Below are 25627 nucleotides of genomic sequence, written 5' to 3' on the forward strand. Positions count from 1 at the left end.
TCACCGGCGAGCTGCCGGCTGCACTCGAACGTGTTCTTGGCAACCAGGTCCACGATGTGAGACCGCATTGGGCCAAAGGCACAGTGCACCGTGTTGCCCGGCTCCTGTCCGACCACATCGATGAGCTCGAGCGCAGGGATGCTCTTCTCGGCGAGGCGTTTACGCACGGAGGCTCTCATGGGTGAGGAAGATGATCGGGTGGCGAATCAGCCACGACGCAAGACTCGGCTCATCCGGCTGAAAGAGGTGTAGAATAGCGTCGGTCTTGGGCGCTCGATCATCTATCGCTGGATGTCGGAGGGCAAGTTCCTGAAACCGGCCCAGCTTGGAGGGTATGTCGTGGCGTGGGCGGAAGATGAGATCGAGCGCTGGATTTCCGTCAGACTGGAATGATCATCGACGAGCTCGGCTGCCAGCGTGCTGCGAACTCAACCAAGGCGGCCCGCATCATGCGTATGCGGTGGACTCGACGGTCGGGCCTGCGGCGGTCGATTGGCTTCAATCTATACGCTGTCCGCAGAAGCCGACCCTCGTCAACGCGCCGACTTCACCCATTCGCCTGGCGCAGATTCTCCCTGCTCGTGTGCAAGGGTCGGCAAGAAACATCTGGGTATCACTTTCGCGAGACACTCGTGTGAAGCCTAATGAACGGCTCGAGCTTGCTCTGCGTGAACCTTCAGCAAATGATCGAGCTGTGGCTTACGAAATTTCGACACGACATGGGTCGTCGTCGCGAGTAGGGCAAGGTGGTCCGTGGCTGCGTCATATCGTGGCCAGTCGGGCGTGAGCGAACAACGCGGCACCCCGCTCTTTGCAAAGGCCACCCAGCAGGAGGACAACTCGGCGCTGAAGCGGCGGTCGGCGGCGCTTACGGATCCGGTAAGCGACGCGAGATAATCGAGCGTGCCGAAAACGTAAGGAATTTCGGACCCGTGCGCCGCACCCTGCACCCGGTCGCGGCGCCCTTCGGCGACATAGTCGAAATGATAGAGATAACTTGGTGCGCCGTGCTGCGTTCGCCCAGCAAGCCACCGTGCCGGGGCCACGAACCAGGCATCACCCAAAACCTGGCGAGCCAGTTCGTCGTCCGCGAGCCCCGCGCCATACGCTGCGCGACCGACGCCGGTATCTTCCCCCAGAAAAGCAAGTGCAGCGGCGGGCGGTACCCCCATCGCAAGGATTACGCTTGCCTCGTTACTGTTCGCCCCGACCATTAGCGGGACATCCACCGGTTCGGCACGCGCCATTGTCCGCCATGGCGATTCGCGCACCAGCTTTCCATCGATGAAGGGGCCAATCATCGCACCCGGCGCACGGGTTTTACCTGCCGCCACCAGCGCCGCGACCGGCAGAGCGCGCAAGTCATCCGCGCTGGCCGAAGCTAGTGCCCCAGCACTTTCCGCAAAAGCCAATCCCCGCTTTTCCTCATCGGCAAGGATCCGAAGGTCGGTGAGTCCGACCCCAGACTGGACTATCGCGCGTGCGAAAAGTCCTTTGGCCTCGCGATTCGCAAGAATTGTCGAGAGTGCGATCGCGCCGGCGGATTCGCCGAACAGTGTGACCTGCTGCGGGTCACCGCCGAATGAAGCGATGTTCGCCTGGACCCAACGTAGCGTAGCCAGCTGGTCCATCAGCCCATAATTTCCGATCGCCTCCTCTTGCGGAGATGCCGCCGTCAATGCGGGATGGGCAAAATAGCCGAGCGGGCCGAGACGATAATTTATTGTAACCAGAATGACGCCTTGCTGGGCGAAGGCCGACCCGTCAAACACAGGGAAGGTACCCGACCCAATCACATGCGCGCCCCCGTGCATCCAGACCATTACCGGAAGGTCGCGGGCACCTTTCGGCCGCCAGATATTGAGCTGGAGACAGTCCTCCGATTGCTTTTCGGCGATGCCGCCCGCAATCAGCGGCGGACGTACTGTCTGCGGACATGCCGGACCGATGACCGAGGCATCGCGAACGCCTCGCCAGCCTGGCGCAGCCTGGGGCGCACGCCAGCGCAAGGGACCAGTTGGCGCGGCCGCGTAAGGAATGTTCAGGAATCGCTCGACAAGACCGTCAGTTGCTCCGGCTAAACGTCCCTGCTCGCTAGTTGCGTGCGGTACGTCCGCAGCCCGCGCGGCCGCGCTTGCGGTCGTCAGTGAAAAAAGTGCAGAAATAATGATAAAAATCGGAGATCTAAACGTTGGCTTCATTTCGAGATCCGTTTTCCTGTTACTTCGCGTGGCCCGGAGCGGATCAGAATTTGACACGACCTTCGATCCCGATAACGCGCGGCTGGCTGTAGCGGTTGATCGTCGGTGCCTGAGCGACGAAGTAGATTTTGTTGAACACATTGTTGGCGAAGGCGGACAGGCTGAAATCGCCGAACTCGACTCCGGCCCTGAGATTGACGAGGACATAATCGTCGAGATCGACCGAGGTTGCCGTGAGTTCCTGCTTGCCCCCCCATTGCCCGCTGACAAGGACATTGCTCGTCAGGGCGACATCTTTGCCCACCGGATAGCGCAGATTGAGGTTAGCCGAGGCGAGCCAGTCGGGGACCTGCGCAAGGTCGAGACCATCAAAGCGGCCGCTTTTGACCTCGCCGCCTTGGCGCGAGCCGCTGAGCGCAAGGCGTCCCGAACCCTCGCCGAGGTCGAAGCCCTGGCTGTATTCGGCCTCGATGCCCCAGCTTTTTGCATCACCGGCGTTGGTGAGAAAGGCGACCGCGGCGACCGGACAGGCCGCATTGGTCAGCGCGCAGCCATCGTCGACCTGTGCGATCAGATCGTCGAGCACGGTGTAGTAGCCTGCGATTGCGAAATAGCCGCGGCGGATCGGAGTGCCCTTGATGCCGAATTCATAGGATGTGCTGCTCTCGTTACCGAACAGGACCTGTACCGGACTCGGTGCGCGAGGGTCGGATAGTCGCGTGTTGAAACCACCGGCGCGGTAACTGCTCCCGACCTTGCCGTATGCGAGAACATCTGCCGTAACCTTCTGCGAAAGCGTCGCATTGTAGGAGATATTGTCGGCGCTGATGCTATCGTCGATGATCCGCGCGGCCCCCCCCGTTGGGAGTCCCGTCGCGAGATCGTAGAGGCGGGCTGTGATGCTCCGGCTGTCGCGGGTGTAACGAAGCTCGCCAGTGAGGTTGAGGCTTTCGGTAAGGTCGAAGCCGAGCGAACCATAGGCCGCATAGCTCTCGAAATGGAGCCGCGCGGGAGCGATATTGCCGGGCGAGGAATTGGCAAGCGTTTGCGTACGAGTTGTGGTCACCGAAAAGTCACTGTCGAGCAGCAGCAGATCGGCACCGACAAGCCAGGTCAGACGGTCGCTTGATCCGCTGACGTGAATGTCCAGCGTGAAATTGTCGGTGGTATCGACCACGAAGGACGAAGCGCTGGGATCGATGGGGATCAACGCACCGATCTGGCCCGCCGCCCGCGCGCGCGCGAGCTCGGCCGAACTCACCGCGTCATTGTCGAGGTCATACTCTGAATGACGCTTGCGGAACGAAGTCGTCGACGTGAGATCCGCGCCGCCTAGATCGATACGGAAAATCGCCTGCAGCCCATCTACGTCCTGGCTCGCCCGCGGCGGTGTGCTCCAGGGATAGCTGAAGCGATCTTGGGTGTAGCCTCCTGGAAAGCCCGGCGTGCCGGCTGGAATGGATATTTGATAATGGATCGCAGGCGTGGTCAGCCGTTGCGTCTCGGCCATGAAGATGGCGTCGACGGGGCCGCGCTTGAGGCGCAGCTGGCCACGAAGTCCGTGCCCTTTTTGCTGATCGAAATAGACATCGTTGCCGGGATTGTAGAAGAAACCCTTGTCCTGCTCGACAAAGTCCGCGCTGAGCCGAACCGCTAGCCCCTCGGCGAGCGGGACATTCGCCGCACCCTGAAGCTGCAGGTTTTCGTTCTCGAAACCATAGCGGGCACTTGCCCAGCCTGAGACATCGAATTCCGGCTCGGCCGAGATGATGTTGATCGCACCGCCAACCGCGTTCCGACCGTAAAGTGCACCCTGCGTCCCGCGCAGCACTTCGACTCGGCCAATGTCGAGGAGGTCGAGGCGCGTAAAGTTTCTGCCACCCACGGCGCCGCCCGCGATATAGGCACCATTGCGATAGAGGCCGACGCTCGGATCTCCGTTAGTCGCCCGAGCGGTCGACGATGCACGGATGGAAATCTCGGACGTGATCGACGAGTTCAGATTGTTGAACCGGACGCTGGGCTGATCCGCGAGCAGTTCGCCGGTGCCGGTCGCGCCACCGCGATCTGCGAGTGAGGCGCTGTCGATTACCGAGGCTGCCGTGGGAACATCCGCGAGCCGCTCTTCACGACGCCGCGCGGTAACGACGATCGTGCCGTCATCCCCAGCCACCATCGCCTCCTCCGCAGGGAGAGCTTCGGCCGGTCGATCCTGGGCGAATGCGTTTGGACTTGCCGCTACCCAAATGGCGGACGCGCAGAAAAAAAAATGCGCCTTGCGCTTCATAAAGTCTCTCCCTTTTTATAGTAATTATTATCGATAATATTGTACAAAATCGCGCGCAAGTCAAGTCCGAAACGCGCAGCACGGCAGTGCCCCGATCCAGCTGCTTATGGGACGATAGCGGTCAACAGGTCGCGGAAGCCCCGCGCCGTTGCAGCGAGGGGGTCAGGTGTAACGGTCGATAAATCATCGGTTGCAGCGTGGTGATGACGGTGCGCACCAAAGATGCCGGCATGACGCGAGTAGCCGGCCTTGATCACTTCGGAAAGTTCGCCCGCTGTGCCTTCAGCCGAAGGATAGGCCATTTCTATTCCTGGTTGCCCCTTGAATGTCTCGCGCGCACGCGCGACAAATTCGGGCGACGTCAATATGAAGCGATAGGGATCGGCGCTCGGCAGTGGCAGCAAGCGCCCCGGCGTTTCGTGATAATCGCGCCCTGCGGCATTTGCGCCGAGATGTAACCAGAAATCGGTTTCGCGGGGCGGAGGGCCGACGTTTCTGATGATTTGGCCGGCACCGAGATTCTCGTATTCATGCCCGCTGTTACATAAGAACAGCAGGCTGTGCTGCGGGAACGCGCGCGGCATCCACTCTGAGAGCGCGAGCCAGATCGCAATGCCGGGGCCCCGCTCGCCCACGCAGTCTGTCCAGCCGGAGCGTGGCGTCGAAACGACGAGCCAGGGGCGCCTCGGGCGAATGAGGCGCCCGATGACATTGTGCGCAGTGCGAGTGCCACCTTGGTCACGGAGTATCAAGTTGGCCGCAACACCATGACGCGCGGCCTCGATCACGGGGCCAGCAAGGCGCGGCGCCAGCAAGGCGAGCGGCCGCTCCGAAACGAATCGGTCGGCAGGAGTATTAAGCAGCAGCGCTTCGCCCGTAGGACCGGTGGTCACGAGAATTACCGCGCTCGCGCCGCGAGTCAGCGCGTCGGCGAGTGGCTCGCGAGCATCGTGGTCGGCTAGGCTCGACCAGCGACGGTAGGGCAAGCGCACCACGGCGATCGTCCCGTTAAGCGGGCCGTCAAATTCAGAGAGGCGGAGCGGCCCATCCAGTCCTGCCGCGCCCGTTTCGACGGCCAGCGGCTGTACCACGAGAGGCACCTTGAGATGGCCAAAGGTAATTACGCAGTGCGAGGGCTCGAACCATGGCACATCGAACGACTGCAACTCGACCTTCAATCCGGCGTGGGCCAATCGTTTCCGCGTCCAGTCCGCAGTCCAGGCATCACCCGAGCCACCGGATTGCTTGTTACCCGCCTGGGCGTAGACTCTGATATCCGCCATTAAGCGCTCGGCGCCGAATACGCTTCCTTCGCTGGAATCCGCCGCAGCAGATTCGGCTTGCAATGTTAGCGGGACCGCGAGTCCCACTTTAAGGAGCGTGCGGCGGTCGGTCGGACACCGGCTCACGTCGCCTTCGCGCGGCGGCGCCCCGGCTTGGGTTTCTTGTGCCGCGTCTTATATTCCTCAAGTGCCCGTCCGAAGCTGTCTTGCGTCACGCCTATCAGGTCGCGTGCGGTCGCATCGGCGGCATCGCCGCTGCGCGCGATGATGTGCCGACAAAGCTCCTCATAAAGCACTGCCGATCGCATCGCCGCCTTGTTGCCATGCGTCTCAATGTAGCTGTCGGTATAGACATTGTGCTGCCAGCGGGCAAGAAGAGCGACTCGGTCAAGCAACTCGAGCGCAAGGGGTGCATTGCTGCGCTTGGCGATGAATCGGCCGATGCGGTTAGAGATCTTTATATGCTCGAAGGTGTCCCCGGTGCGCTGGGTTACATCCTTGTATTCGACGAGCCGGAGCATGAGTTCGCGTCCGTCGCGATCGGTCATTTCGGCCGCCGCAAGGCGGCAAACGACGCCGAACAGTGATTTCCACAGCTCATAGACCTCGTTCGCTGCGTGTTCGTCGATTTCGATTACGTAGGTACCACGCCATGGCACCACCTTGACGAGGCCGATTCGTGCGAGATGGCGGAACGCCTCGCGCACGGGCGCGTGACTCACACCGAACCGCGCAGCGATTTCCCTTTCCCGTAACCAGGAACCCGGAGGGATCCGCCATTCGACGATGTCGTCCGTCAAGAGGCGTGCAATCACCTGGTCCTGAGTCGGCGCGCTCTCGTCGTTCGTCTTCGTCGCGGCCATTTCTTTCCATTCGGCTTTCTTCGCTCGCGACGCGCTCCATTTGTCGGCGCGCGCGAGGATTCGATTATTGCGGAATCAATTATTGATTGCGGAATCAGTTATTATCGATAATAACTGCAAAAGACAAGTATCGGAATGGAGATATCTCAGCGTGCACAAGCTATGGATTGCCGCGACTGCCTTCGCAACGTTGATGGGGGCAACTGAAGCACAAGCAGGCGCCCCAACACAGGCAACCTGCACGAAAGCGATCGCCTATTCCGATGAAAACAGGGGCGTTGCGGTGCTTGTTCTCAAGAACGGGCTCGTCCTGTGCGCCTCTTCGCAAACAACCGAGCCACATGAACTTTGGTCCGGCACCAAGAGCCTCGTTGGCTTGATGGCAGCAGCGGCCGCTCAGGATGGTCTGCTCAATCTGGACGAGCGCGCGGCGGAAACTATCACCGAGTGGGAAAGCGACCCGCCGAAAAACGCGATCACCTTGCACCATCTCCTGTCGATGACCAGCGGCCAACCCTCAGCCGTAGGGCACCCTCAGAGTTATGCGGCGTCGCTGAAGATTGCGCTTACTGCCCAACCAGGATCACGCTTCCAGTATGGACCAGCCCCGTTACAGATTTTCGGCGAGATCATGCGTCGCAAGCTCGAAGCTGCGGGACAGGATCCCGATCCACGCCGTTATCTGGAACGGCGTATACTCGGTCCGATCGGCGTGACCGTTGCAAAGTGGCGCAACGGACCAGACGGCAACCCACTGATGCCCCAGGGTGTGACGATTAGCGCAGGGCAATGGGCAAAAATCGGCGAGTTCGTTCGCGGCGGCGGCAAGAGCCGAGGAGCGCAGTTGGTCGATCCCGGCACATTTGCCGCGCTGTTTGAAGGGACCCGCGCCAACCCTGCGTATGGCCTGACTTGGTGGCTTCCACGAACAACGCCGTCTAGGGATGCGGTGACGGCTTCCACCGACATCACGGATCCCAATGCTGACCTGCCGCCAGATATGGTGGTTGCGGCTGGTGCGGGCGACCAGCGGCTTTACGTCATTCCGTCGCGTGGGCTGACGATAGTGAGGCAGGCTCGCCTAGATCTGAGTGCGCTGCTCGCCGGCAGGAAGAGCGAGTGGTCCGATCGGCATTTCCTGTCTCTGATTTTAGTCCAATAGGACCTTCGGGAAGCTGATGCAGGATTTTTTTGCCGGGCATGCGACGCGGATGCAGGGTGACCTCGGAGTTGGCAAAGAGTGGACCGCGCTCTACATGGGAAGACTGTTATGCTGATGGGCTTGATGCAGGAAAGGCCGCTTCAGATTAGCGCCATTCTCGAGCACGCCGCGCGAGCCCATGGTAACCGCGAGATTGTTTCTGAACTGGTCAACGAGCCCGCATGGCGATTTGATTGGCGGTCCTGCGACCGGCGCGCACGGCAGGCCGCGCAAGCGCTGACCGTACTCGGGATCGAAGCCGGCGACCGTATATCGTCACTCGCGTGGAACACCCATCGGCACCTTGAGCTTTTCTATGCCGTGCCTGGCATGGGCGCGGTGCTCCACACAGCGAACCCCCGGCTAAGCGACGAGCAGATCGCATTCACCATTGGTCACGCGGGAAGCCGCATTTTGCTCTTCGACGCCAATCTCTTTCCTCTGGTCGAACGACTTAAACCTTTGCTGGCCAGGATCGAGCATTTTATCCTGCTCGGCACGGCTGCTGCCGAAGCGCCCGATGCGCTGTCGTGTGTCGGCTATGAGAATCTGATTGCCGGGCATAGCGGCAATTTCGACTGGCCCTGCTTCGACGAGAACACTGCCGCAGTGCTTTGCTATACCTCCGGGACGACCGGTGATCCCAAGGGGATTCTCTACAGCCATCGCTCGATCGTCCTGCACGCGATGGCCGCGGGGTTGAGCAGCGCCTTCGGCTTCGGCGCTTTCGATGTGATTCTGCCCTGCTCGTCGATGTATCACGCCACGGCGTGGGGGTTGCCCTATGCCGCAGGCATCAACGGCTGCAAGCTGGTTCTGCCCTGTGATCGCATGGATGGGCCAAGCCTGGCGCGGCTCATTTGCGACGAAGGGGTGACGTTCTCGTGCGGCGTGCCGACGATCTGGACAATGTACCTCGCGCATATCACCTCGAGTGGGCAGGATGTAGGCAAGCTGAAGCGAGTGGTGATCGGAGGCTCGGCCGTGCCACGCGCGATGGCTGAGACCTTCCGTGAGCGCTATGGTGTAACGGTTCTCCAGATATGGGGCATGACCGAGACAAGCCCGCTCGGGGTCATTTCTACTCCGACACCTGCCCTTGCCGCAGAGGGAACCGAGTTTGCCGATGAGGTCCTGCTGACCCGGCAAGGACGGATGCAGTTCGGGATCGAACTACGTATCGTCGACGAGGCCGGAGACTCCTTGCCCTGGGACGGCGAGCAAGCAGGGGCATTGCAGGTTCGCGGCGCTTGGGTCGTCGACCGTTATTACCCCGGAGCCGTAGCGGCAGACCATGCCGGATGGTTCGAAACTGGTGACATTGGCACAATCGACCGCTTTGGCTTCCTTCGGCTCACTGATCGCGCAAAGGATGTCATCAAGTCGGGCGGCGAATGGATAAGTTCGATCGACCTGGAAAATGCGGCAGCGGGCTGTCCCGGCGTGCGGGTTGCCGCGGTGATCGGCGTCCATGATCCCAAATGGGAAGAGCGTCCGCTGCTCGTGATCGAACCACACGACGATCGCGCGCCGACCCGCGAAGATCTCCGCATTTATCTGGCAGCACGCGTAGCGAAATGGTGGTTGCCGGACGAAATTGTCTTTGCCCGCATCCCGCTGACCGCGACGGGCAAGATCGACAAAAAGGCACTTCGAAACAGTTACGGGAACCGCGACTTCGATTCGCCCGTCCGGTGCGAGCCAAGTTCTTTATAGGGTTGCTGCCCATTCAGCACATCATCCTCGGCCGATGACCTCCATCACATCATGGGCGTCGATCAATGGTTGGAATGTCGGAAGGGTACGCCCTCAGATTGGACACATCGGCAATGCCGTTTGTCGGGTACATGGTCGTTTACGCGGTCGAGACGTGCCCGCCGCAGGATAGGTTTTCGAGGGCCGGATCTTCCTATGTCTTCTACGCACGTTGGCTCGGGATGATGCCAAGTGCAGCGCACTTAACGGAATGATCCTGTCCGCGTCCCGACAGGGACGGCTCGGTGCCCACAGCATGGACGCAAACTATAGGGAAGTTCAGATCAGGGCATTGATGGCTTTTCTGTCATGCTACTCTTGTCAAGCCTCGGCAGGGACCGAGCGGTCGAACAGTTCACCTGTTCGAAGCATGGTATGCATGATCACGGCGAGCTTGCGCGCGACCGCGACGGCGGCTCGTTTAAAGCCAATTTTCTCCTTGAGTTTCAAACCCCAGATGCGCAACGCGCTGTCTGCCGTGGTGCGAGTGAGGATCACGACTGCCGCTTCGTACAACAGTCCGCGCAGATGACTGTCGCCACGCCTAGATATATGGCCGTCATAATCGACTTCGCCCGATTGGTAACGCCTAGTCGTCAAGCCGATCCAGGCTCCAACCGAACGCGACTTCCGGAAGTTTTCCGGGTCTTCGATCGCCGCAACGAAGGACGAGGCGGTCACCGCGCCAACGCCAGGTATCGAAGATAACAGTTGGCATTGCTCGCTTGCTCGCGCCGAGGCGATAAGCTGTTTGCTCAATTCGGAGGCGCGGGCGCGGATACCCCGCCAAGCCTCGAGCACCGGCAAGATGATCTGCTCGAGTCCTGCATTGCTTGCCAGCAGGCTACGTACATGGCCCTCGAAAAAGCGCCCGGCGCTCTTGGGAACCACCAGGCCGAAGGTCTTCATCAGACCGCGGATCTGATTTGACAGTTGCGTCGTCGCCCTCAACATCTGATTGCGCGCTGCAACCAGCGTGCGGGTCAGCATGCTCTCGAAGCTCTTCACGCGCACCTCGCGGCAAATGCCGACCTCAGCCAGATGTGCGAGGCCGTCTGCGTCGTTCGCATCGGTCTTATTCGGTGCCATGTCGAGAGCTGCCTTAGCATGGCGGGCATCGATGCAGATTGTCGGCAAGTCTTCCTGCTTCAGCGCGTGATAAAACCAAACCGACAGAGAACCCGTTTCGAGCACAACGCGTTTTACGCTCGGAGCACGCTTGCGAATCACTTCTGCTATTAGTTTAGGGTCAGACGGGCACTTACCGCGCCAGATCCGCGCTCCTCCCTCCCGCACCGAGATGAATGTATCTTTCAAAGATACGTCGAGTCCGATAAACTGTTCCATGGTTGTCTCCTGTTTGATGCTGGGCCCGGTTACAATCGTGAGCCCGTTTTCATCCTATCGGGGGGCAACCAAACTTCCAACGCATCGCAATCGAGCTGCTGTTCCCAACCCCGCGATTAACCGGCGAAAGGCCGCGACAAGTTCGCAGGACCTGGACCGTCAGGCCGAGATTTGATACAACACGTGACCAGCAGACTAATATTGCAAGCGTTTATCGCGAGGACGCTAGTGCGCTCATACCCAGGATGATCGGACGTAGCGATCTCGCGTTCGATTATCTGCATTCGATTTTTAGGCATGGCCTCATCGAGATCTGGCCTTCGGCCAGACCGAACATAGCGATTTTGAGATCGAGGGAATTTTCGACTTTATCAGGTCTGCGAATTCCCCCGCTTCGAAGCCGGCGCGAACGCCCTGACGACCAACTGCGTCAGCAGAGCAGCCGCCGCTTCGGGAGCGGCAATCGCCCGGCGGTAGATTTCGAGACTGGCATGCGCCGCGCTTTCCGGCGAGGTTCGATGATCCACAGAGGCTGGCCGCGAAAGATCAATTAACGCCGACTGGACCTGGCGCTCTGATTTCAGTTCGACTGCCTTCAACGCTGCGTAAAGCTTCGTCAGTTCGGCTGCCGGATCCGTGTCTGTCGCTTTGTCGATGTACCGTCGCACCCATCGCCTGGCGTCTCGCAGCGGGTGCACCAGGTTTTCGTTGAGCAGCGAAATTCTGACCAGAACCTCGCCGATCTTGGACTGATCGAGCACCGTACGGGAGCCCTGCGCCGACCAGAGGCAGAATAGCACCGCGTTGACGTCGAAGCCATGCTCATCCTGCAAGGCTAGGCACAACTCGGCGACGTACGGTTTTGCGTACACGTCCAGCGAGAACTGCCAAAATGCCGAAGCAGCAGTCTGATCCCGCTTGGTCATTCCCACACCGGTCCGGGCTGGCAGACGCAGAGCATTGCGCCTACCAGCGCACCCGGTGCCGGAATGCCGGGAGCATCAGAAAGTACGCGCGCCGAAATGGATTTCCATCATCGGCCGCATGACATCCCAACGCTCAAGCTGCGACCAATGACCCGAGCGGTCGAGCACATAGAGCTCGGCGTACTGCAGGTGCTCGATCAGGTAGAGGCTGGTGTCGAGCGGAACGATGCGGTCCTGCCTACCGTGGAAGATCAAAACATTGTGCGGCAGCTTGGACAGGATCGATGGCGGCATGTTGAGCGCTTCGATACCCTGCTTCATTGAATCGATCATCTTGACAGCGGTTTTCATGATCTCGGGATCGGTCGCGATCTTGTAACGGTTGCTGACGATCTCATCCATGCCTTCGAACTTGGCGGCGTCGTGGGCGAAACTGTGCATCAGCTGGCGGTAACGGGACGGCCGCGGATCCGAGTAGAATGACAGCAGGCGCACAAGCTCTGGAGTCCGGGGGCCGGGAGCGCCGATCGACCCCATCAGCACCACGCGGTCGATCCAGTCGGGCTCTTCGCTCATCATCTGAAGAGTGAGCGCGCCTCCCATCGAATTGCCGACGACATGGGCCTTCTCGATCCCCAGCGTCTCGAGCAGGCCGAAGCACTGTTCGACTCGTGTACCGATCCATGCCATGACGTTGTCAGGCCAGGGTTCGGGGATGACCGACTGTCCGAAGCCGATCAGGTCGGGTGCGATCACGAAGAAATTTTCTGCCAGGTCGGGCATCAGGTGCAGCCAGTTGGAACCGGCGTGTGCGCCCGGTCCTGCCCCGTGCAGCAGAAGAATAGCGGGGTTGCTCGGGTCACCTGCCAGCAATGTGTGCGAAGTCAGCCCCCGCCCCGTGATCTTCTCTTCCCTTACGCTCGTGTCGCCTTGCATCCTGTTTCTCCTCTGAAAACTGCGTGTTTCTGCCATGACAGGCCTGTTCGGTGCGGCACGGCTATAGACGACCGTTCATAACTGTGCAATGCATTCGTCAAAGTGGGTTACGGATGAGGAGCAATTTATGAACCAAGATGGCGGTGGTAGCGGAACCGGACCCTGCGATTCGGCGGCGAGTCTTAGCGAGGAAGAGATAGCAGCGTTTGCGGCCGAGCTCGACCAAGCCGAACAGTCACGTCAGCAGATCCGCCAGTTCACGGTGCGCCGACCGGGAATGTCGATCGCCGATGGCTATCGCATCAGCAAACGATGGGTCGACCTCAAGCTCGCTTCCGGGAGAAAGGTCTTCGGTCACAAGATAGGCTTGACTTCACGAGCGATGCAGCAAGCCGCCGGGATTACCGAACCCGATTACGGAACGTTGCTCGACGATATGGTATTCGAACAGGGGAGCGACGTGCCTTTCGACCGGTTCATCACGCCCAAGGTCGAGGTCGAGCTCGCTTTCGTTTTGGGGAAACGGATCGAAGGACCCGGTGCAACGATCTTTGACGTACTCAAGGCGACCGAATATGTTATCCCGGCGGTCGAGATAATCGACAGCCGCACATTTCCCGTCGATCCCGCAACCGGCGCGTGTCGCATAGTGCAGGACACAATCAGCGACAATGCTGCCAATGCCGGGATAATCGTCGGTGGATTGCCGATGCGGCCTGACAAGATCGACATGCGCTGGGTCAGTGCGCTGCTTAGCCGCAACGGTGTGATCGAGGAAACGGGCGTCGCCGCAGGCGTGCTCAACAATCCGGCGAACGGCGTGGCGTGGCTTGCCAACCGCCTTGCTCCTTGGGACCAAACGCTGGAGGCAGGCGAAGTCGTTCTGGGCGGGTCGTTCACCCGCCCTGTCGAAGTCCGAAGGGGTGATGTTTTCAACGCCGATTTCGGACAGTTGGGCGCTATCGGCTTCCGGTTCGTCTAGGGCAAGACTATGCAGACACCGCAAAACCGCTTCAAGGACCAGCTCGGCGACGGTCCGCCGCAACTCGGTTTCTGGTTGGCGCTCGCCAATCCGGACATCGCTGAAATTTGCTCTGGCTTGGGCTATGACTGGGTTCTGATCGATGGCGAGCACGCTGCTCAGACCCTGCCTGCGATTGCCAACCAGTTGCGCGCGGTTGACACCATTCCGGCCTGCTCTGCAATCGTGCGCGTTCCCGGCCACGATCCAGTGACGATCCGCCAGATCCTCGATCTTGGTGCCCCGACAATCATGGTGCCGATGGTCGATAACGCACAGCAGGCAGCGGCAATCGTCAAGGCTTCGCGCTATCCGCCAGCGGGTGATCGCGGTATAGGCGGTGCCCGCGCCGCACGCTGGGGCAGCTATCCCGCTTACGTGGCGGAGGCCAACGAGCGACTGTGCATCATTGCCCAGATCGAGACTGCCGAAGCGCTCGATAATCTGGAGGCTATCGCTGCCGTCGATGGCATCGACGCCCTGTTTGTCGGGCCTGCCGACCTCGCCGCATCGCTCGGCCTGCTTGGCCCCGCCAATGCAACGGCTCTCGCCCAAGTGACCGGAGAAACCCTCGCCCGAATCCGCGCCACCGGCACCCCCTGCGGCATCCTGTCACGTGACGAACGCCTGGTGCAGCAATATCTGGACGGAGGTGCTCGCTTCCTCGCGGTTGGCATAGATTCCTTTACGCTAGCAAAGGCTGCGGGAGACATGGCACGGGACTGGCACAATCGCATCGATGCAGCGGGCAACGGCACAAAATGACGCGGTGTGACTGGGGGCCTGCGCCAACGGAGGCATCGGCAAAACCGCTGAGCGGCATCAGGGTTCTCGAACTCGCGCGAATCCTGGCCGGGCCATGGTGCGGGCAATTGCTGGCCGATCTCGGTGCCGAGGTTATCAAGATAGAACGCCCCGGCAGTGGTGACGACACCCGCCACTGGGGCCCGCCGTTTGTGATGTCGGATGCGGGCGAAAACCTGGGCGCGGCCTATTATCATTCGGCCAACAGGGGGAAGCGGTCCATCGCGGTTGATATCACAACCGCCGAAGGTCAGGATATTGTCCGCAGTCTTGCGGCAAGCGCCGACATCATGATCGAGAATTACAAGGTGGGCGGGCTGGCCAAATACGGGCTTGACCATGCAGCCTTATCGCGGATTAGCCCGCGCCTTATCACCTGCTCAATCACCGGCTTCGGGCAGACCGGGCCTTATGCCCACCGTCCCGGATACGACTACATCGCCCAGGCCATGGGTGGGCTCATGTCAATGACCGGCGAGCCGCAGCGCGAGCCGCAGAAGGCTGGCATTGCGGCCGCCGACCTGTTTACCGGGGTCTACAGCGCGGTGGCAGTGCTGGCAGCGCTCAACCAACGGCGTGAATCAGACGTCGGCGCACATATCGACATGGCACTGCTCGATACCCAGGTCAGCGTCATGGGCAATCAGGCGCTGAACTGGATGACCTCAGGGGTGGTGCCGCGCCGGGTCGGCAACGGCCATGCCAATCTGGCACCCTATCAGGCCTTCCCGACCCGCGATGGAGATCTGATCATCGCGGTCGGCAATGACGGCCAGTTCGCCGCCCTTTGCCGGGTGCTGAATATTGCGCTTGACCGGGACGAGCGCTTCAGCACCAATCCCCAGCGGATTCGCAATCGGGTAGAGTTGATCAAGGCTATCGAAGAGATTACAACACAATGGAACCGGGAGGAACTTTTCGAGTTGCTCGAAAATGCAGGAATTTCTGCCGGCCCGATCAACGAGCTGGACCAGGTATTCGCCAACCCGCAAGTCATTGCGCGCGGCATGGCGATTGAACGTGCAGGACGTCCCGGAGTGGCCAGCCCGATCGTCATTGACGGTGTCCGGATGGTATCAGACCGACCTGCGCCCGGGGTTTCAGAAGAAATTGGGTCCGATTTTAAATAATTCCGGATCAACCGTGCGATTGCGCGTCGCCCGAATTGTCGAACAGCTTCCCTCGCTCGCTGTACAGAACAAGCGCCAGAGTCATGAGACCTACCGCGACGAGTGAAATGGCCAGCGCGCGCGGAGTACCATTGTAGGCGAATCCGATCAGCCCTCCCGGCCCGGCTCCTACGACCAGCCTGAATAAAGACTGGACCGAAGCGCTCGACCATGGCCGAGTTGGCAAGGTTGTCAGCACCATCCTGAGATTGCCGAGCAGCTCGCGGCTACGCGCGCCTGTCCGTTTGCCAGGCGGGAGAGTTTTGTCGAGACGAAAATAATTCCAACACATGCCCTCAAGAGCCAAGATGGCGATCGCAAATGATCGCGAGGGGCAAGACAGTCAATCCGGACGAAACAAATCCAATTAGGCCGCGCAGGCATAGGACCCATCCAGAAGTCTCGAACGAGTGCCGAGGCACAGCACGCATACGGCGGAAAGCGCTCCCAAAAGGCTGAGATGGTGCATCGGCGGTACTCGTCTGAACAAGGTGCCGTAGGTTACATAAAGCCCGACGGTCGCGATCGCGACCAGGTCCCCCGGTTCATCACCCCCATGTGAAATCGCTCGGATCACCCTTTGTCACTATCCGACGATTCCCAATACGGAGAGCAGAGCCCATCCTGATGCTGTGCATTGCAATCGCATCATCGAAGAAGAGCGCAGGCAAGGCCAGCATCGGGATGCGCATGGCCGACTGCAGAAGCAGGTTGTCGATCGCAGTCGTGTATTGAAGGCTCCAGTAGACCATGTACGTGGAAGCTCCGACACCGATCAAGCCCAATATGGAAAGCTGGGCACCTCCAAAAACCTCTCGCATTTATTGTCTCACCTTTGGAGTAAACCCACCAGCTTATAGCTGGTATAAGGGTTCAGCCGATAGTGCTTATGCCATATTCACGCGGCAGCCACACGGCTTTTCATCACCGTTATCACATAGTCTGGGCGCCAAAATACCGTTTCAAGGTGCTGCACGGCGAGGTGCGCTTGCGGGTGCGCGAGATCATCTGGCAGGTTTGCAACGAGCTGGGCGTGATCATCATTCATGGCGCTCTGTCGCGCGATCATGTCGATATGTTATGGGATGGACGCCTCCTGTTTTCCGATCAATATTAAATGATCTAATGGAAAGGAGAAATACGATGACGATTCAATTACTGGCGGTAGATTTGGGGAAGCGATCATTTCATATGCACGGGATCACTGCTGATGGTGTAGTGGTTTCTCGCAAGGTAAGCCGCTCTAAGTTCGAGGCAGCTGGACGGGAAATACGTTTGGTGAATCCCCGGTACGAGCGACGGGCGGCTACAGGATAGGTGCGTCCAAAATCCAGGATCGGAAGCCAAAACAGGCGAATATGGATCAAATATCAGCCGGACAGGCGTGCCGCGCATCATGCCGACGTGAAACATGGCTCCAAAGCGTCAAATCATTAGGTTGATGGAGGTGCCCAGCTCCCCGAAATCCCCGAAACCAACGCCAGTAAGGCTGCGCCGGAAAAGGTTATCGAGCATGCCCGTGCGCACAATCTGACGATTCGCCAGCTCGCCGCAAAGGCTGGCAGCTATGCGGGGCTCGCCTTTGTCGGTACCCCGGTATTGATCGCCGACGAAATGGAGCTTTGGCTGGAAGAGCGAGGGTCAGACGGCTTCGTTGTCATGTTGCCCTTTCTGCCGGAAGGACTGAACGATTTTGTCGATCTTGTCGTTCCCGAATTGCAGCGCCGGGGCATTTTCCGCAAGGAATATGAAGGTACCACCTTGTGCGACCATTTTGGCTTGCAGCGTCCCGAAAATCGCTTTTTCTGACCCGGACGTGATCGAGCGCGCCGTCTGATATGGACGGCGCCACCTGCTTCTGAAACAATTGGCGCTTTGCGCGCCTATTTAGCCGACTTCGCCGGAACCGGTTCAGGTGGCTTTGCACTCATGATATGTGCATAAATTTCATCGATCTCAGCATCGCTCAGCTCGGTCGGGCGGAACGGCGGCATCTCGATGAGTCCTTGCCGCACGATCATACGCAGATAGTCGAGTTCAAGATCCTTTCGGCCGATCAGTGAAGGCACCGGTCGCTCTAGCTGCTCAAGCAGCATTGTTCCAGGATGACCTGGGCCTGGAGCGTGGCATCCGGCGCACATCAGCGCGTAATTTTCCGCGCCATCGGGCTTCTTGACCTTCGCCTCGTCTGAGCAGGCGCTCAGGGTGGCGAGGAGCGACATGGCAATTAGTTTTTTCATTATGCCTCTAACTCGATTAATTGCACGACAGATCAGGCTGACGCAAACAGCGCGGTTGGATCGAGAGCCTTTTTGACTCTCGTGTGAAGCGTAGATAGTCCGCCCGAAGCGAATGTCTTGTCGACCGTGGCGCGCAGGCCCGGTTCGGTGAATACCTGCCCGAATCCGGCTTCCGCCTGTGCCCCGATCAAGGCTTCGGCACAGGCGCGAGTGCGCGCTGCGCTGGACTTGTCCGAGCCAGTGCTAGGGAGGAACTGGCGGTGGTTGGCTGAACGCCATATGGCGACAGCTTCACTGACCATATCGAAACCATGTTCTGCGCAGGTATCGCGTGAAAGCTCGTAGAGACGCATCGCGTCTTCACCATCGACCGGGCTAACCGGGTTGACCGTCAGCGCCTGGTTGCCGCTCCACTGCGCGATTGCTGCCGGAGGGCTGGCCACAGCGCCTGTCATAGTCCCCATTCGCCATGACCAGAGCCGGGGATCGACACCCCGACCGTCTGCGATGACTTTCGCCCCGGGGACCGATCCGAAGGCACCGTTGACGAGATCCCACAGGATCGAGACGTTGTCTGGCAGCCCGTAGAGCGAGCCGTAGAGATTCCAGTACCCCAAACCCAGCGCCTTGCCAGCCGCTTCGACCGCGCTGGCCGCCATCGGGCCCTGACCGGCGTAGTCGCTGCGCTTCTTGCCGAGCAATGCAGCTTCATGCAGGGCGTTACCCACAGCCACGCCATTGGCCACGACCATGTTCAGCTTGAGTGGGCCGAGCACATCGAGCAGCGGAGCCAGCCCGTCCTCGCTCTCCACGGTAACCATGAACGTCTTGAAAGCAGGCGGTTCCGGCATCAGCCACGTGCCGACCTTGGTTGGCACTGCGAAATCGGATTGTGTGAACAGTCCGTCGACCCACGGGCCGTATCCGAACTTGAACAATTGCCAGCAGGTGCTTTTGGGCATAGCGCCCATGCCGGTGCGGACCAGCCTGCCATCGGCGAGCATGACTTCAAGGCCGCACTGCATCAGACTATGATCCGAATAGGGTGTGTAGCCCGCGCTGCGTTCCACGAAGCTGGCGGCCACGCTCTCGTCGGGATTGCCGGGGAAATCCACCCACAGCTTGAAATTCTTGCTTTTGATATGGGCATCAAGCTCGCGGAAGGTGACTCCGGGTTCGACCAGGCAGTAAGCCAGGTCCTCGTTCACCTCGAGAATCCGGTTCATGCGCTGCAAATCGAGCACGATAACCTTGTCCAGCCCGGTTTTCTCAAGTCCGTGCGCGCCATTACAAACAGGCTGCAATATCCCGCCAGCGCCTTTCGCCGCACTTAGCGCAACTGCCAGCTGCGCCTCATTTGCGGGCAAGACCACGCCGGCCGGAATGGCGAGGGGTGTGGCGTAGCGGGCCAGGACAGCGGGCGATCGGTCGACCGCTCCGGTGCCCAGAGCCGCTTCAATTGCTGTCAGTGCAGCCGCCTGGCGAGCCTGATCTATCATCCTTGTTTCCCCATTTGCCTATTGCTGAAGTATTTTGGGATAGCGATCGAGATTCGCAGCATCGACGGCGAAGTCCGCCGAACGCACCCCGGCCCCGATGGTGCTGGCCGGTTCGCTGTCGCGCCATGAAAAACAGCAGGTCTTGCAGCGGAGGATCGTCCAGACGACCGAGTCTTCTTCGCGCCCCCGATAATCCTCGATTGCACCGGCACTTGAACAGCGTGGACAGAGCGTATCACTCATTTTGCAGCTCCTTGCTGAAGTATCCGGATCGCCTTGCTCAGTGCATCGATGTCCGGACCGGTCGGCGGGTTGACAAGATGCGCTTCGCCGATGGGGTCGGGGCGCATAAAGCTGGTCGCGTCAATGATCAGCCGGTGGCCCTTGCCGGGCACGACTGCGGACGGATCGATCGGCACGGCGGGCATGTTGGGCAGCACGATAATATCGTCAGCGCGGGTACGCGTTGACAGTGCCCACATCACCTGGTTGAGGTCGAAGGGGTCGACATCGGCATCGACCATGATCAGATTCTTCAGGTACATCACACCGTGCGGCGTACTCAGCGCCCGCATGGCGACAGTCTTGGCAAAGCCGGCCATCCGGTTCTTGACTGAAATGATCCCGGTCAGACCATGTTGATAGAGGGCGTTGACAGCCGTGACCTCTGGAAAATCCTTGCGCAACTGTGCATATATCGGCGCCGACGTGTGCAATCCGATCAGCGTGTCGTGCTCGGTCCAGCCACGGCCGATGTAGATATTTTCGAAAATCGGATCCCGGCGATGCGATACTGCCGTGACCTTGAAGAGCGGGGCCTTGCGGACCCCGCTGTAGGAACCGGGGAATTCGCCGAACGGTCCTTCCAGTACGCGCTCGCCCAACTGCATTTCCGCTTCGATAACGATTTCGCTGTCCGCAAGAATATCGACACCATTGCCCGATTTGGACAGCCTGATCGGCGCGCCCATCATCGCAGAGGCATAGGCATATTCGGATTCCTCGTAGCCGATCGGCGTGGCTGCGAAAACAGCGAGTCCCGGGTGGTTGCCGAGCATGACCGCGATCTTCAGCGGCAGGCCGGTGCGTTCGGCGGCCATGATTTGCCGACCCATGTCGTGCGACGGAATAGTCATCAGGCTGAAGCAATCCGGGCCTTGCAGTTGCAACCGGTAGATGCCGACATTCTGTTTGCCAAAATTTTCGGGATCTTCCGGATCGCGCGATGCTACCGATGCCTTGCCCAGAAAGAAACCGCCATCATATTCGTTGATGCGATAGACCGGAAGGATATCGTAAAGATTGATCCCGCTTTCGGTCCGGCATTCATGGACCGGTGCCTGCCCTTCGGGAACGTAACTGATCTGGGCTTCGGCATCGCCCCAGCGGCCGGCGATCTCGAAGAACAGTTCGCGGATTGTCGTGCCCTTCGGGCGTCCCAACAGCAGCGCGATATTGTCCCACGAACCGTGGACACCGACCACGGTCCGCTTGCCGGGATAGCCGACCATATTGTCGAATATGATCGCCGGCGCGCCATTGGCGTCGCGTGAGGCCGCGACCGCGATATTGCGCAGGTCTGGTTCCGGCATCACCCGCTCGCTCCAGGTGATTGCCTGGCCTTCGCTTTCGAGAAGTTCCAGAAAATCCCGCAATGAGGAAATGTCGCGCGCTCTATTCGCCAGATCGTTCATATTCGTTTCCTTGCATCGGTCGCTTCAGTGGCCGCTGCGGACTGGATAGTGACCCATTTCCACTCGGTCATGATCTCGAGATCGGCCTCGGTGCCCTCGCGTCCGAACCCGGAGGCCTTGGTTCCCCCGAAGGGAACATGGGGTTCGTCGTACAGGGTGGGCGCATTGATGTGCACCATGCCGCTTTCGGCTTGGTGAGCAAAGCGCAAGGCCTTGTCGAGGTCGCGCGTAAAGATCGAGGCTGAGAGGCCGTATTCGGTATCGTTCGCCAGTTCGATTGCTTCGTCGAGCGTGTCGAACGGGTAAAGCGACGTCACCGGCCCGAAAGTTTCTTCCGCAAAGACCGTCATTTCCGCAGTAACGCCGCTCAGCACCGTGGCGGAACAGCAATTGCCGCTCCATTTGGCACCGGCGAGCACTTTGGCCCCCTTGGCGCGGGCATCATCGACGTGGCTGCGCACCCGATCGCGTTGCCGTTTGGAGATGATGGGACCCAGCATGGTCGTCGGTTCCCGCAGATCGCCCGTTTTCGCGCCTGCCGAAGCAGCGGCAAAGGCTTTTGCAAATGCGTCAAAAATGGAGCGTTCGACATAGATGCGCGATGCGCCCATGCACACCTGGCCCTGGTACATGAAAATACTGAACAGTGCCGCGCCAACTGCTTTCTCCAGGTCGGCATCTGCGCAGACGATCAGCGGGCTCTTGCCGCCTAGCTCGAGCGTATATTTCTTGAGGTTCCTGGCCGCGATCCCGGCGATGTGCTTGCCTACGCGCGAGGATCCGGTAAAGGTGATCGCAGCGACATCGGTGTGGCCGGTGAGAGCATCGCCGATCTCGGCACCATTGCCGTAGACGATGTTGAACAGGCCATCGGGAACGCCCGCCTCGTGCCACAGCCCGGCGAGAAGATCGGCAAGGCGCGGCGCAGCCTCGGATGGCAGCAGCACGAATGCGTTGCCGGTCGCCAGCGCCATGGCCGACTGCTTGATCCCCTTGATCAGCGGAACATTGAAAGGAGTAATGCCGGCGACCACGCCCACGGACTGGCGCAGGCTCATGCTGAAGCGGCCCGGTGTGTCAGAAGGGATGGTTTCACCTCGAACACGGCGCGGAACCCCGGCGGCGGCGCGCAGGAAACCGATCGCGAACCGGGTCTCGAACCCTGCCTTGGCGATGGGCGAGCCGACCTCGTCGATCAGCACTTCCTGGAATTTGGCGACGTCGCGTTCCATGATTTCCGCAGCTTTGAACATCCAGCCTTCACGGACCGCGGCGGGCAGGTCGTGATGTATGCGGAATGCAGTTGAGGCTGCCTGAACCGCGCGGTTGACGTCGTCAGCCGTGCCGGCAGCTACCTTGGCGTAAACACTGTCATCGACCGGGTTAAGGTCGTCGAAATAAGCGTTGCTTCCCGGCGCGACATAAGCTCCGCCAATCCAGTGTTCCAAATTCTTCATCGTCCTGCAATCCTTAATTCGGGTAGCCTCAATTCGGGCGGCCTTAATTCAGGGCCCGAAGCTGCCGTTTCGATCACGACGTTTCTCGCAGCGCCTTGGGCCAGATGCCCTGCTTGCCGGGTGAGAGAATGCCGTTGGGATCCATCACATCCTTGATGCGGTGATGAAGGTCCCACAATGCGCCATCATTGTGTTTATAGGTCTTGGCGATCTGATCCATGAAGGCGAGGTGGGTGCGGTATTCGCCGAAACCACCTTCCGCCGCCTCATCGACCAGCAAACCGAAGAGATCGTAGGCGCTTTTGCGCATAGCCTCGTCGGCCCGGTCGTACATGATCATCAGGATGTGATGCATGTCACGCCAACCGACAAGAAATTCCCCTATGTAGTCGAAGCCGTATTCGTGGCAGCGCCGCTTGATCATGTTGTACTGGGCGAGCGCTTCCGCGCCGCTTGGCGCGGAGATCGGCGAGAAATTGACGTGCCCACCACCACCGATCCAGTTCATGATGCTGAATTCAGTCATGTTCGGCTCGCCGCGCATCAAGCGCACGCGGTAATCCCAGGCGGGATCATTCTCACGGTCGAGGTACAGCTTTGCCCCGGGGATGCTCATCAGGGCATCCTCGACGATCTTCCAATTGTTCGCGATGACCGGCGGCGGGCCATACAGCGCGCCGTAATAGTTCCACATTCCCAGATGGAGGTCCGAGGCGATCCGGGTGCGGGCCGACTGCGGCAGGGGGCCTTTGCCGTCGAAGTAATGGCGACGTGTGGTCTTGGCCGAAGCTTCCCACAGAAGATCGACTGCCACGGCGGCGTTCGGGATGATCTGATTGACCTTCAGCGGCCGGGTGATCTCGAAGATGGCCTCGAGATCTTCCTCGCGTTCGTAGGTTATCATGAACGGCTTGTAGCCGGGAGGTTCAGGCATCAGCCAGATGCCCATTTTCGTGACCACGCCAAAATTAGACTGGGTAAACATGCCGTCGAACTGCGGACCGGCGGCGTGCTTGGTCACCTGCCAGTGTTTCGATCCCGCGAGTGCTCCCTGGCCGGTCCGTACCACTTCGCCGTCGGCCAGCACCACTTCCATGCCGCACTGCATGATGAAATGGTCGCCATAAGGAGTGTAGCCTGCGCCATGTTCCAGCGCATTGCCCATCACGCCGCCCCATGCTGGCGCTGCGGGATCGATCCAGAGCTTGCTGCCGATCGTGCGCAGATGCCGGTAAAGTTGCATGTACGAAACACCGGGCTCGACGAGGGCATAGCCGTATTTCTCGTTGACTTCGATAATCCGGTTCATCCGGCGCAGGTCGAGCATGACATAACCGGACTTGCGAGGAGCAGGGCCACCATAGGCAAAATTGCGCCCCGTACCGATTGTCCAGATGGGTATTTTATAGGCGTTGGCGATCTTGAGTATATTCTGAATCTGTTCGACGTCGTCAGGAGCAACGGCCGCTGAAGGCAGAAACTCACCGTCGGCGAGAGGAGAATAAGCGTCCCTGTAGCTCGACAGCGGCTGTTCATCGATGTAAACTCGGTCCTTGCCGACGACTCCAGCGAACTCGTCGAGCGCATTAGAGAAATCGGCGGCGGCAACCCCTTGGGGAACAATGCTGCTCACGATTGATCCCCTTCAAATTCATAAACCCATGACACCAGCATACCAGGACTGCTGGCAAGTAGCGCGCAGACCCCGGAAGTGCAGGCGTTTGAGACTTGAGGTGATCTGCTGCCAATGGCGCCCTGCAACTGGTGAGCAATTGCCACCGGCCAGGCGTGTGTCGTGCTCCCAATCAGGCGTGCGCCTCCTTCGGTCCGATGACGCCATCTGCCATCGGTATAGTGATGCTGCCAGAAATGCCGCGCGTGGGCGCCGCGTTCGCCCAGCAACTGCCCTGCGATCATCGCGGCGGGATCAGATGTCATCCCGATGATCGTCCCGGTGGTTGATTCGAGTTCGTGCAGCAAGCCATTGAGCGATCGGTCGATGCGGATCACTTCACCTGCAAAGCCGCTGTCTATCATAGCGGAAGCGAACTGGCGGCTTTCAGGCACGCCACTCTCCTCCACCAGGGTGATAGTGCGGTTCGGGCCTGGTCCAGGCCGCGCAAGGCTGCCCAGCCCAACCGCAGCGGTGCCGAGCGCTCCGGCCCCCAAAACATCCCTTCGCCTTAGCTTCCGAGCCATCATGCCTGCCTTTCGATTTTCTTGTGTGGCAAAGCCGGATCAGGGTTTTCGCCAGTCAATCCCTGCCAGCGATCCTCCAGGTTGCGATGAAGTCCGAATTGATCGAGCACTCGCATGCAGCTGTGATCGATGATGTCGTCAATGTCGTGTGGGCGATTGTAAAACGCCGGGACAGGTGGGAAGATCACCACGCCCATTTCGGTGCACGCAGTCATGTTGCGAAGGTGCGCCAGATTGAGCGGCGTTTCACGCGTCATCAGCACCAGTTTGCGCCGCTCCTTGAGCATGACGTCCGCCGCGCGGGTTATCAAATTGTCGGAAAGGCCGTTGGCGACTGCAGCTAATGTCCGCATGGAGCATGGCGCGATCACCATGCCCTCGCACAGGAACGAACCGCTCGCGATGCTCGCCCCTACATTGCGGCTGCTGTGTACAACGTTTGCAGCATCCTCGAATTGCTGTCGGCCATCGACAAGTTCTTCGCGGATGTTGAGCAAGGCGGCCTGCGACATGACCAGATGGGTTTCCCAGCCACCTTGGTCTTTGAGCATGGTCAACAGGCGCAACCCGTAGATCGCACCGGTCGCTCCGGTTATGGCAACGACCATCCGTTTCACGAGCGAACGATCCCAAAAACCGTTAGTTCTGAAATTTCAACGAATAGACAAGATGCACTGGTCATGAATCTGTCACCCTTCCTCTTCATCTGAGACAATGGGGGCGGCAAGTTAAGCCGCCCCCTGAT

23 protein-coding genes and 2 pseudogenes are annotated in these 25627 nt (G+C 59.7%); 9 read left to right on the top strand and 16 right to left on the bottom strand.

Annotation, left to right across the window (positions count from 1 at the left end; genetic code table 11):
* Positions 1 to 270: 270 nt before the first annotated feature.
* Positions 271 to 393: pseudogene (locus CHN51_RS20125) on the top strand (AlpA family phage regulatory protein); the annotation flags it as partial.
* Between the two features lie 248 nt (positions 394 to 641).
* Here the strand turns inward: CHN51_RS20125 and CHN51_RS06775 are convergent.
* The 4 genes from CHN51_RS06775 to CHN51_RS06790 form a co-directional block, all read right to left on the bottom strand.
* Positions 642 to 2201 carry a carboxylesterase family protein gene (locus CHN51_RS06775; protein ID WP_164089016.1) on the bottom strand — a complete coding sequence of 520 codons (1560 nt, stop codon included), beginning with the start codon at positions 2199 to 2201 and terminating at the stop codon, positions 642 to 644.
* A 43-nt stretch (positions 2202 to 2244) separates the two neighbouring features.
* Positions 2245 to 4377, bottom strand: coding sequence for a TonB-dependent receptor (locus CHN51_RS06780; protein WP_164089018.1), 2133 nt, complete (start codon positions 4375 to 4377; stop codon positions 2245 to 2247).
* A gap of 215 nt (positions 4378 to 4592) precedes the next feature.
* Positions 4593 to 5771 (bottom strand): hypothetical protein, encoded by a 1179-nt coding sequence (locus tag CHN51_RS06785; RefSeq protein ID WP_123906264.1) that lies wholly within the window; start codon positions 5769 to 5771, stop codon positions 4593 to 4595.
* Positions 5772 to 5893: 122 nt separating this feature from the next.
* The gene (locus tag CHN51_RS06790; protein WP_100093345.1) at positions 5894 to 6634 is read right to left on the bottom strand and encodes a GntR family transcriptional regulator; all 741 of its coding nucleotides are present in this window, start codon (positions 6632 to 6634) and stop codon (positions 5894 to 5896) included.
* Positions 6635 to 6701: 67 nt separating this feature from the next.
* On the opposite strand from CHN51_RS06790, the gene CHN51_RS06795 reads away from it, so the two are divergent.
* Positions 6702 to 7796: a serine hydrolase domain-containing protein gene (locus CHN51_RS06795; protein WP_123906265.1), complete on the top strand. Its 1095-nt coding sequence runs from the start codon at positions 6702 to 6704 to the stop codon at positions 7794 to 7796.
* Positions 7797 to 7904: 108 nt separating this feature from the next.
* Positions 7905 to 9551 (top strand): long-chain fatty acid--CoA ligase, encoded by a 1647-nt coding sequence (locus CHN51_RS06800; RefSeq protein ID WP_206170022.1) that lies wholly within the window; start codon positions 7905 to 7907, stop codon positions 9549 to 9551.
* Positions 9552 to 9911: 360 nt separating this feature from the next.
* Here CHN51_RS06800 and CHN51_RS06805 read toward each other — a convergent pair whose 3' ends face one another.
* From CHN51_RS06805 to CHN51_RS06815, 3 genes are all read right to left on the bottom strand, one after another.
* Complete coding sequence (locus tag CHN51_RS06805) at positions 9912 to 10937, bottom strand: IS110 family transposase (RefSeq protein WP_100093347.1); 1026 nt, start codon at positions 10935 to 10937, stop codon at positions 9912 to 9914.
* Positions 10938 to 11308: 371 nt separating this feature from the next.
* A complete protein-coding gene (locus CHN51_RS06810; RefSeq protein WP_100093348.1) occupies positions 11309 to 11863 on the bottom strand; it encodes a TIGR02444 family protein in 555 nt (184 codons plus the stop codon).
* Positions 11864 to 11938: 75 nt separating this feature from the next.
* Positions 11939 to 12799, bottom strand: coding sequence for an alpha/beta hydrolase (locus tag CHN51_RS06815; RefSeq protein WP_100093349.1), 861 nt, complete (start codon positions 12797 to 12799; stop codon positions 11939 to 11941).
* Between the two features lie 127 nt (positions 12800 to 12926).
* On the opposite strand from CHN51_RS06815, the gene hpaH reads away from it, so the two are divergent.
* The 3 genes from hpaH to CHN51_RS06830 are packed head-to-tail and all read left to right on the top strand — an operon-like array spanning position 12927 to position 15754.
* Complete coding sequence (gene hpaH, locus CHN51_RS06820) at positions 12927 to 13781, top strand: 2-oxo-hept-4-ene-1,7-dioate hydratase (protein ID WP_100093350.1); 855 nt, start codon at positions 12927 to 12929, stop codon at positions 13779 to 13781.
* A gap of 9 nt (positions 13782 to 13790) precedes the next feature.
* On the top strand, positions 13791 to 14585 hold the full coding sequence (locus CHN51_RS06825; protein WP_100093351.1) for an HpcH/HpaI aldolase/citrate lyase family protein: 795 nt from the start codon (positions 13791 to 13793) through the stop codon (positions 14583 to 14585).
* A complete protein-coding gene (locus CHN51_RS06830) occupies positions 14582 to 15754 on the top strand; it encodes a CoA transferase (protein WP_100093352.1) in 1173 nt (390 codons plus the stop codon). Before CHN51_RS06825 ends, CHN51_RS06830 begins: the two co-directional genes overlap by 4 nt.
* 7 nt (positions 15755 to 15761) lie before the next feature.
* Here the strand turns inward: CHN51_RS06830 and CHN51_RS20130 are convergent, their stop codons facing one another.
* Positions 15762 to 16085: a hypothetical protein gene (locus CHN51_RS20130; protein ID WP_240616885.1), complete on the bottom strand. Its 324-nt coding sequence runs from the start codon at positions 16083 to 16085 to the stop codon at positions 15762 to 15764.
* A 597-nt stretch (positions 16086 to 16682) separates the two neighbouring features.
* Between CHN51_RS20130 and tnpA the strand changes: the two genes are divergently transcribed.
* From tnpA to CHN51_RS06850, 3 genes and pseudogenes are all read left to right on the top strand, one after another.
* Entirely contained in the window at positions 16683 to 16910 is a 228-nt protein-coding gene (gene tnpA / locus CHN51_RS06845) for an IS200/IS605 family transposase (RefSeq protein ID WP_240616886.1), read from the top strand.
* A 32-nt stretch (positions 16911 to 16942) separates the two neighbouring features.
* Positions 16943 to 17086, top strand: a pseudogene (locus CHN51_RS20135) (IS110 family transposase); the annotation flags it as partial.
* Between the two features lie 306 nt (positions 17087 to 17392).
* Positions 17393 to 17602: a hypothetical protein gene (locus tag CHN51_RS06850; protein ID WP_240616887.1), complete on the top strand. Its 210-nt coding sequence runs from the start codon at positions 17393 to 17395 to the stop codon at positions 17600 to 17602.
* Positions 17603 to 17676: 74 nt separating this feature from the next.
* On the opposite strand, the gene CHN51_RS06855 is transcribed toward CHN51_RS06850, so the two are convergent.
* The 8 genes from CHN51_RS06855 to CHN51_RS06890 all read right to left on the bottom strand — a co-directional run bounded on the left by CHN51_RS06855 (position 17677) and on the right by CHN51_RS06890 (position 25490).
* The gene (locus tag CHN51_RS06855) at positions 17677 to 18033 is read right to left on the bottom strand and encodes a cytochrome c (RefSeq protein WP_100093355.1); all 357 of its coding nucleotides are present in this window, start codon (positions 18031 to 18033) and stop codon (positions 17677 to 17679) included.
* 32 nt (positions 18034 to 18065) lie between these two features.
* Complete coding sequence (locus tag CHN51_RS06860) at positions 18066 to 19532, bottom strand: FAD-dependent oxidoreductase (protein ID WP_100093356.1); 1467 nt, start codon at positions 19530 to 19532, stop codon at positions 18066 to 18068.
* 18 nt (positions 19533 to 19550) lie between these two features.
* The gene (locus tag CHN51_RS06865; RefSeq protein ID WP_100093357.1) at positions 19551 to 19775 is read right to left on the bottom strand and encodes a non-oxidative hydroxyarylic acid decarboxylases subunit D; all 225 of its coding nucleotides are present in this window, start codon (positions 19773 to 19775) and stop codon (positions 19551 to 19553) included.
* Positions 19772 to 21226, bottom strand: a complete 1455-nt coding sequence (locus CHN51_RS06870; RefSeq protein WP_100093358.1) for a non-oxidative hydroxyarylic acid decarboxylases subunit C — start codon at positions 21224 to 21226, stop codon at positions 19772 to 19774. Before CHN51_RS06870 ends, CHN51_RS06865 begins: the two co-directional genes overlap by 4 nt.
* Positions 21223 to 22683, bottom strand: a complete 1461-nt coding sequence (locus tag CHN51_RS06875; protein ID WP_100093359.1) for an aldehyde dehydrogenase family protein — start codon at positions 22681 to 22683, stop codon at positions 21223 to 21225. The genes CHN51_RS06870 and CHN51_RS06875 overlap by 4 nt, the downstream gene beginning before the upstream one ends.
* A 73-nt stretch (positions 22684 to 22756) precedes the next feature.
* Positions 22757 to 24316, bottom strand: a complete 1560-nt coding sequence (locus tag CHN51_RS06880) for an FAD-binding oxidoreductase (protein WP_100093360.1) — start codon at positions 24314 to 24316, stop codon at positions 22757 to 22759.
* Entirely contained in the window at positions 24313 to 24750 is a 438-nt protein-coding gene (locus CHN51_RS06885) for a hypothetical protein (RefSeq protein WP_240616888.1), read from the bottom strand. Before CHN51_RS06885 ends, CHN51_RS06880 begins: the two co-directional genes overlap by 4 nt.
* Before the next feature lie 131 nt (positions 24751 to 24881).
* A complete protein-coding gene (locus tag CHN51_RS06890) occupies positions 24882 to 25490 on the bottom strand; it encodes a UbiX family flavin prenyltransferase (RefSeq protein WP_276308617.1) in 609 nt (202 codons plus the stop codon).
* Positions 25491 to 25627: the final 137 nt, after the last annotated feature.

The organism is Sphingorhabdus sp. YGSMI21 (assembly GCF_002776575.1).
Classification (GTDB): domain Bacteria; phylum Pseudomonadota; class Alphaproteobacteria; order Sphingomonadales; family Sphingomonadaceae; genus Parasphingorhabdus.

What these genes read in the sequence shown, in the direction of transcription:
- CHN51_RS06775 (WP_164089016.1), bottom strand. Translation starts at nt 2,201, where the DNA reads ATGAAGCCAACGTTTAGATCTCCGATTTTTATCATTATTTCTGCACTT.
- CHN51_RS06780 (WP_164089018.1), bottom strand. Translation starts at nt 4,377, where the DNA reads ATGGTGGCTGGGGATGACGGCACGATCGTCGTTACCGCGCGGCGTCGT.
- CHN51_RS06785 (WP_123906264.1), bottom strand. Translation starts at nt 5,771, where the DNA reads ATGGCGGATATCAGAGTCTACGCCCAGGCGGGTAACAAGCAATCCGGT.
- CHN51_RS06790 (WP_100093345.1), bottom strand. Translation starts at nt 6,634, where the DNA reads ATGGCCGCGACGAAGACGAACGACGAGAGCGCGCCGACTCAGGACCAG.
- CHN51_RS06800 (WP_206170022.1), top strand. Translation starts at nt 7,905, where the DNA reads ATGCTGATGGGCTTGATGCAGGAAAGGCCGCTTCAGATTAGCGCCATT.
- CHN51_RS06805 (WP_100093347.1), bottom strand. Translation starts at nt 10,937, where the DNA reads ATGGAACAGTTTATCGGACTCGACGTATCTTTGAAAGATACATTCATC.
- CHN51_RS06810 (WP_100093348.1), bottom strand. Translation starts at nt 11,863, where the DNA reads ATGACCAAGCGGGATCAGACTGCTGCTTCGGCATTTTGGCAGTTCTCG.
- CHN51_RS06815 (WP_100093349.1), bottom strand. Translation starts at nt 12,799, where the DNA reads ATGCAAGGCGACACGAGCGTAAGGGAAGAGAAGATCACGGGGCGGGGG.
- hpaH (WP_100093350.1), top strand. Translation starts at nt 12,927, where the DNA reads ATGAACCAAGATGGCGGTGGTAGCGGAACCGGACCCTGCGATTCGGCG.
- CHN51_RS06825 (WP_100093351.1), top strand. Translation starts at nt 13,791, where the DNA reads ATGCAGACACCGCAAAACCGCTTCAAGGACCAGCTCGGCGACGGTCCG.
- CHN51_RS06830 (WP_100093352.1), top strand. Translation starts at nt 14,582, where the DNA reads ATGACGCGGTGTGACTGGGGGCCTGCGCCAACGGAGGCATCGGCAAAA.
- CHN51_RS20130 (WP_240616885.1), bottom strand. Translation starts at nt 16,085, where the DNA reads ATGTGTTGGAATTATTTTCGTCTCGACAAAACTCTCCCGCCTGGCAAA.
- tnpA (WP_240616886.1), top strand. Translation starts at nt 16,683, where the DNA reads ATGCCATATTCACGCGGCAGCCACACGGCTTTTCATCACCGTTATCAC.
- CHN51_RS06855 (WP_100093355.1), bottom strand. Translation starts at nt 18,033, where the DNA reads ATGAAAAAACTAATTGCCATGTCGCTCCTCGCCACCCTGAGCGCCTGC.
- CHN51_RS06860 (WP_100093356.1), bottom strand. Translation starts at nt 19,532, where the DNA reads ATGATAGATCAGGCTCGCCAGGCGGCTGCACTGACAGCAATTGAAGCG.
- CHN51_RS06865 (WP_100093357.1), bottom strand. Translation starts at nt 19,775, where the DNA reads ATGAGTGATACGCTCTGTCCACGCTGTTCAAGTGCCGGTGCAATCGAG.
- CHN51_RS06870 (WP_100093358.1), bottom strand. Translation starts at nt 21,226, where the DNA reads ATGAACGATCTGGCGAATAGAGCGCGCGACATTTCCTCATTGCGGGAT.
- CHN51_RS06875 (WP_100093359.1), bottom strand. Translation starts at nt 22,683, where the DNA reads ATGAAGAATTTGGAACACTGGATTGGCGGAGCTTATGTCGCGCCGGGA.
- CHN51_RS06890 (WP_276308617.1), bottom strand. Translation starts at nt 25,490, where the DNA reads ATGGTCGTTGCCATAACCGGAGCGACCGGTGCGATCTACGGGTTGCGC.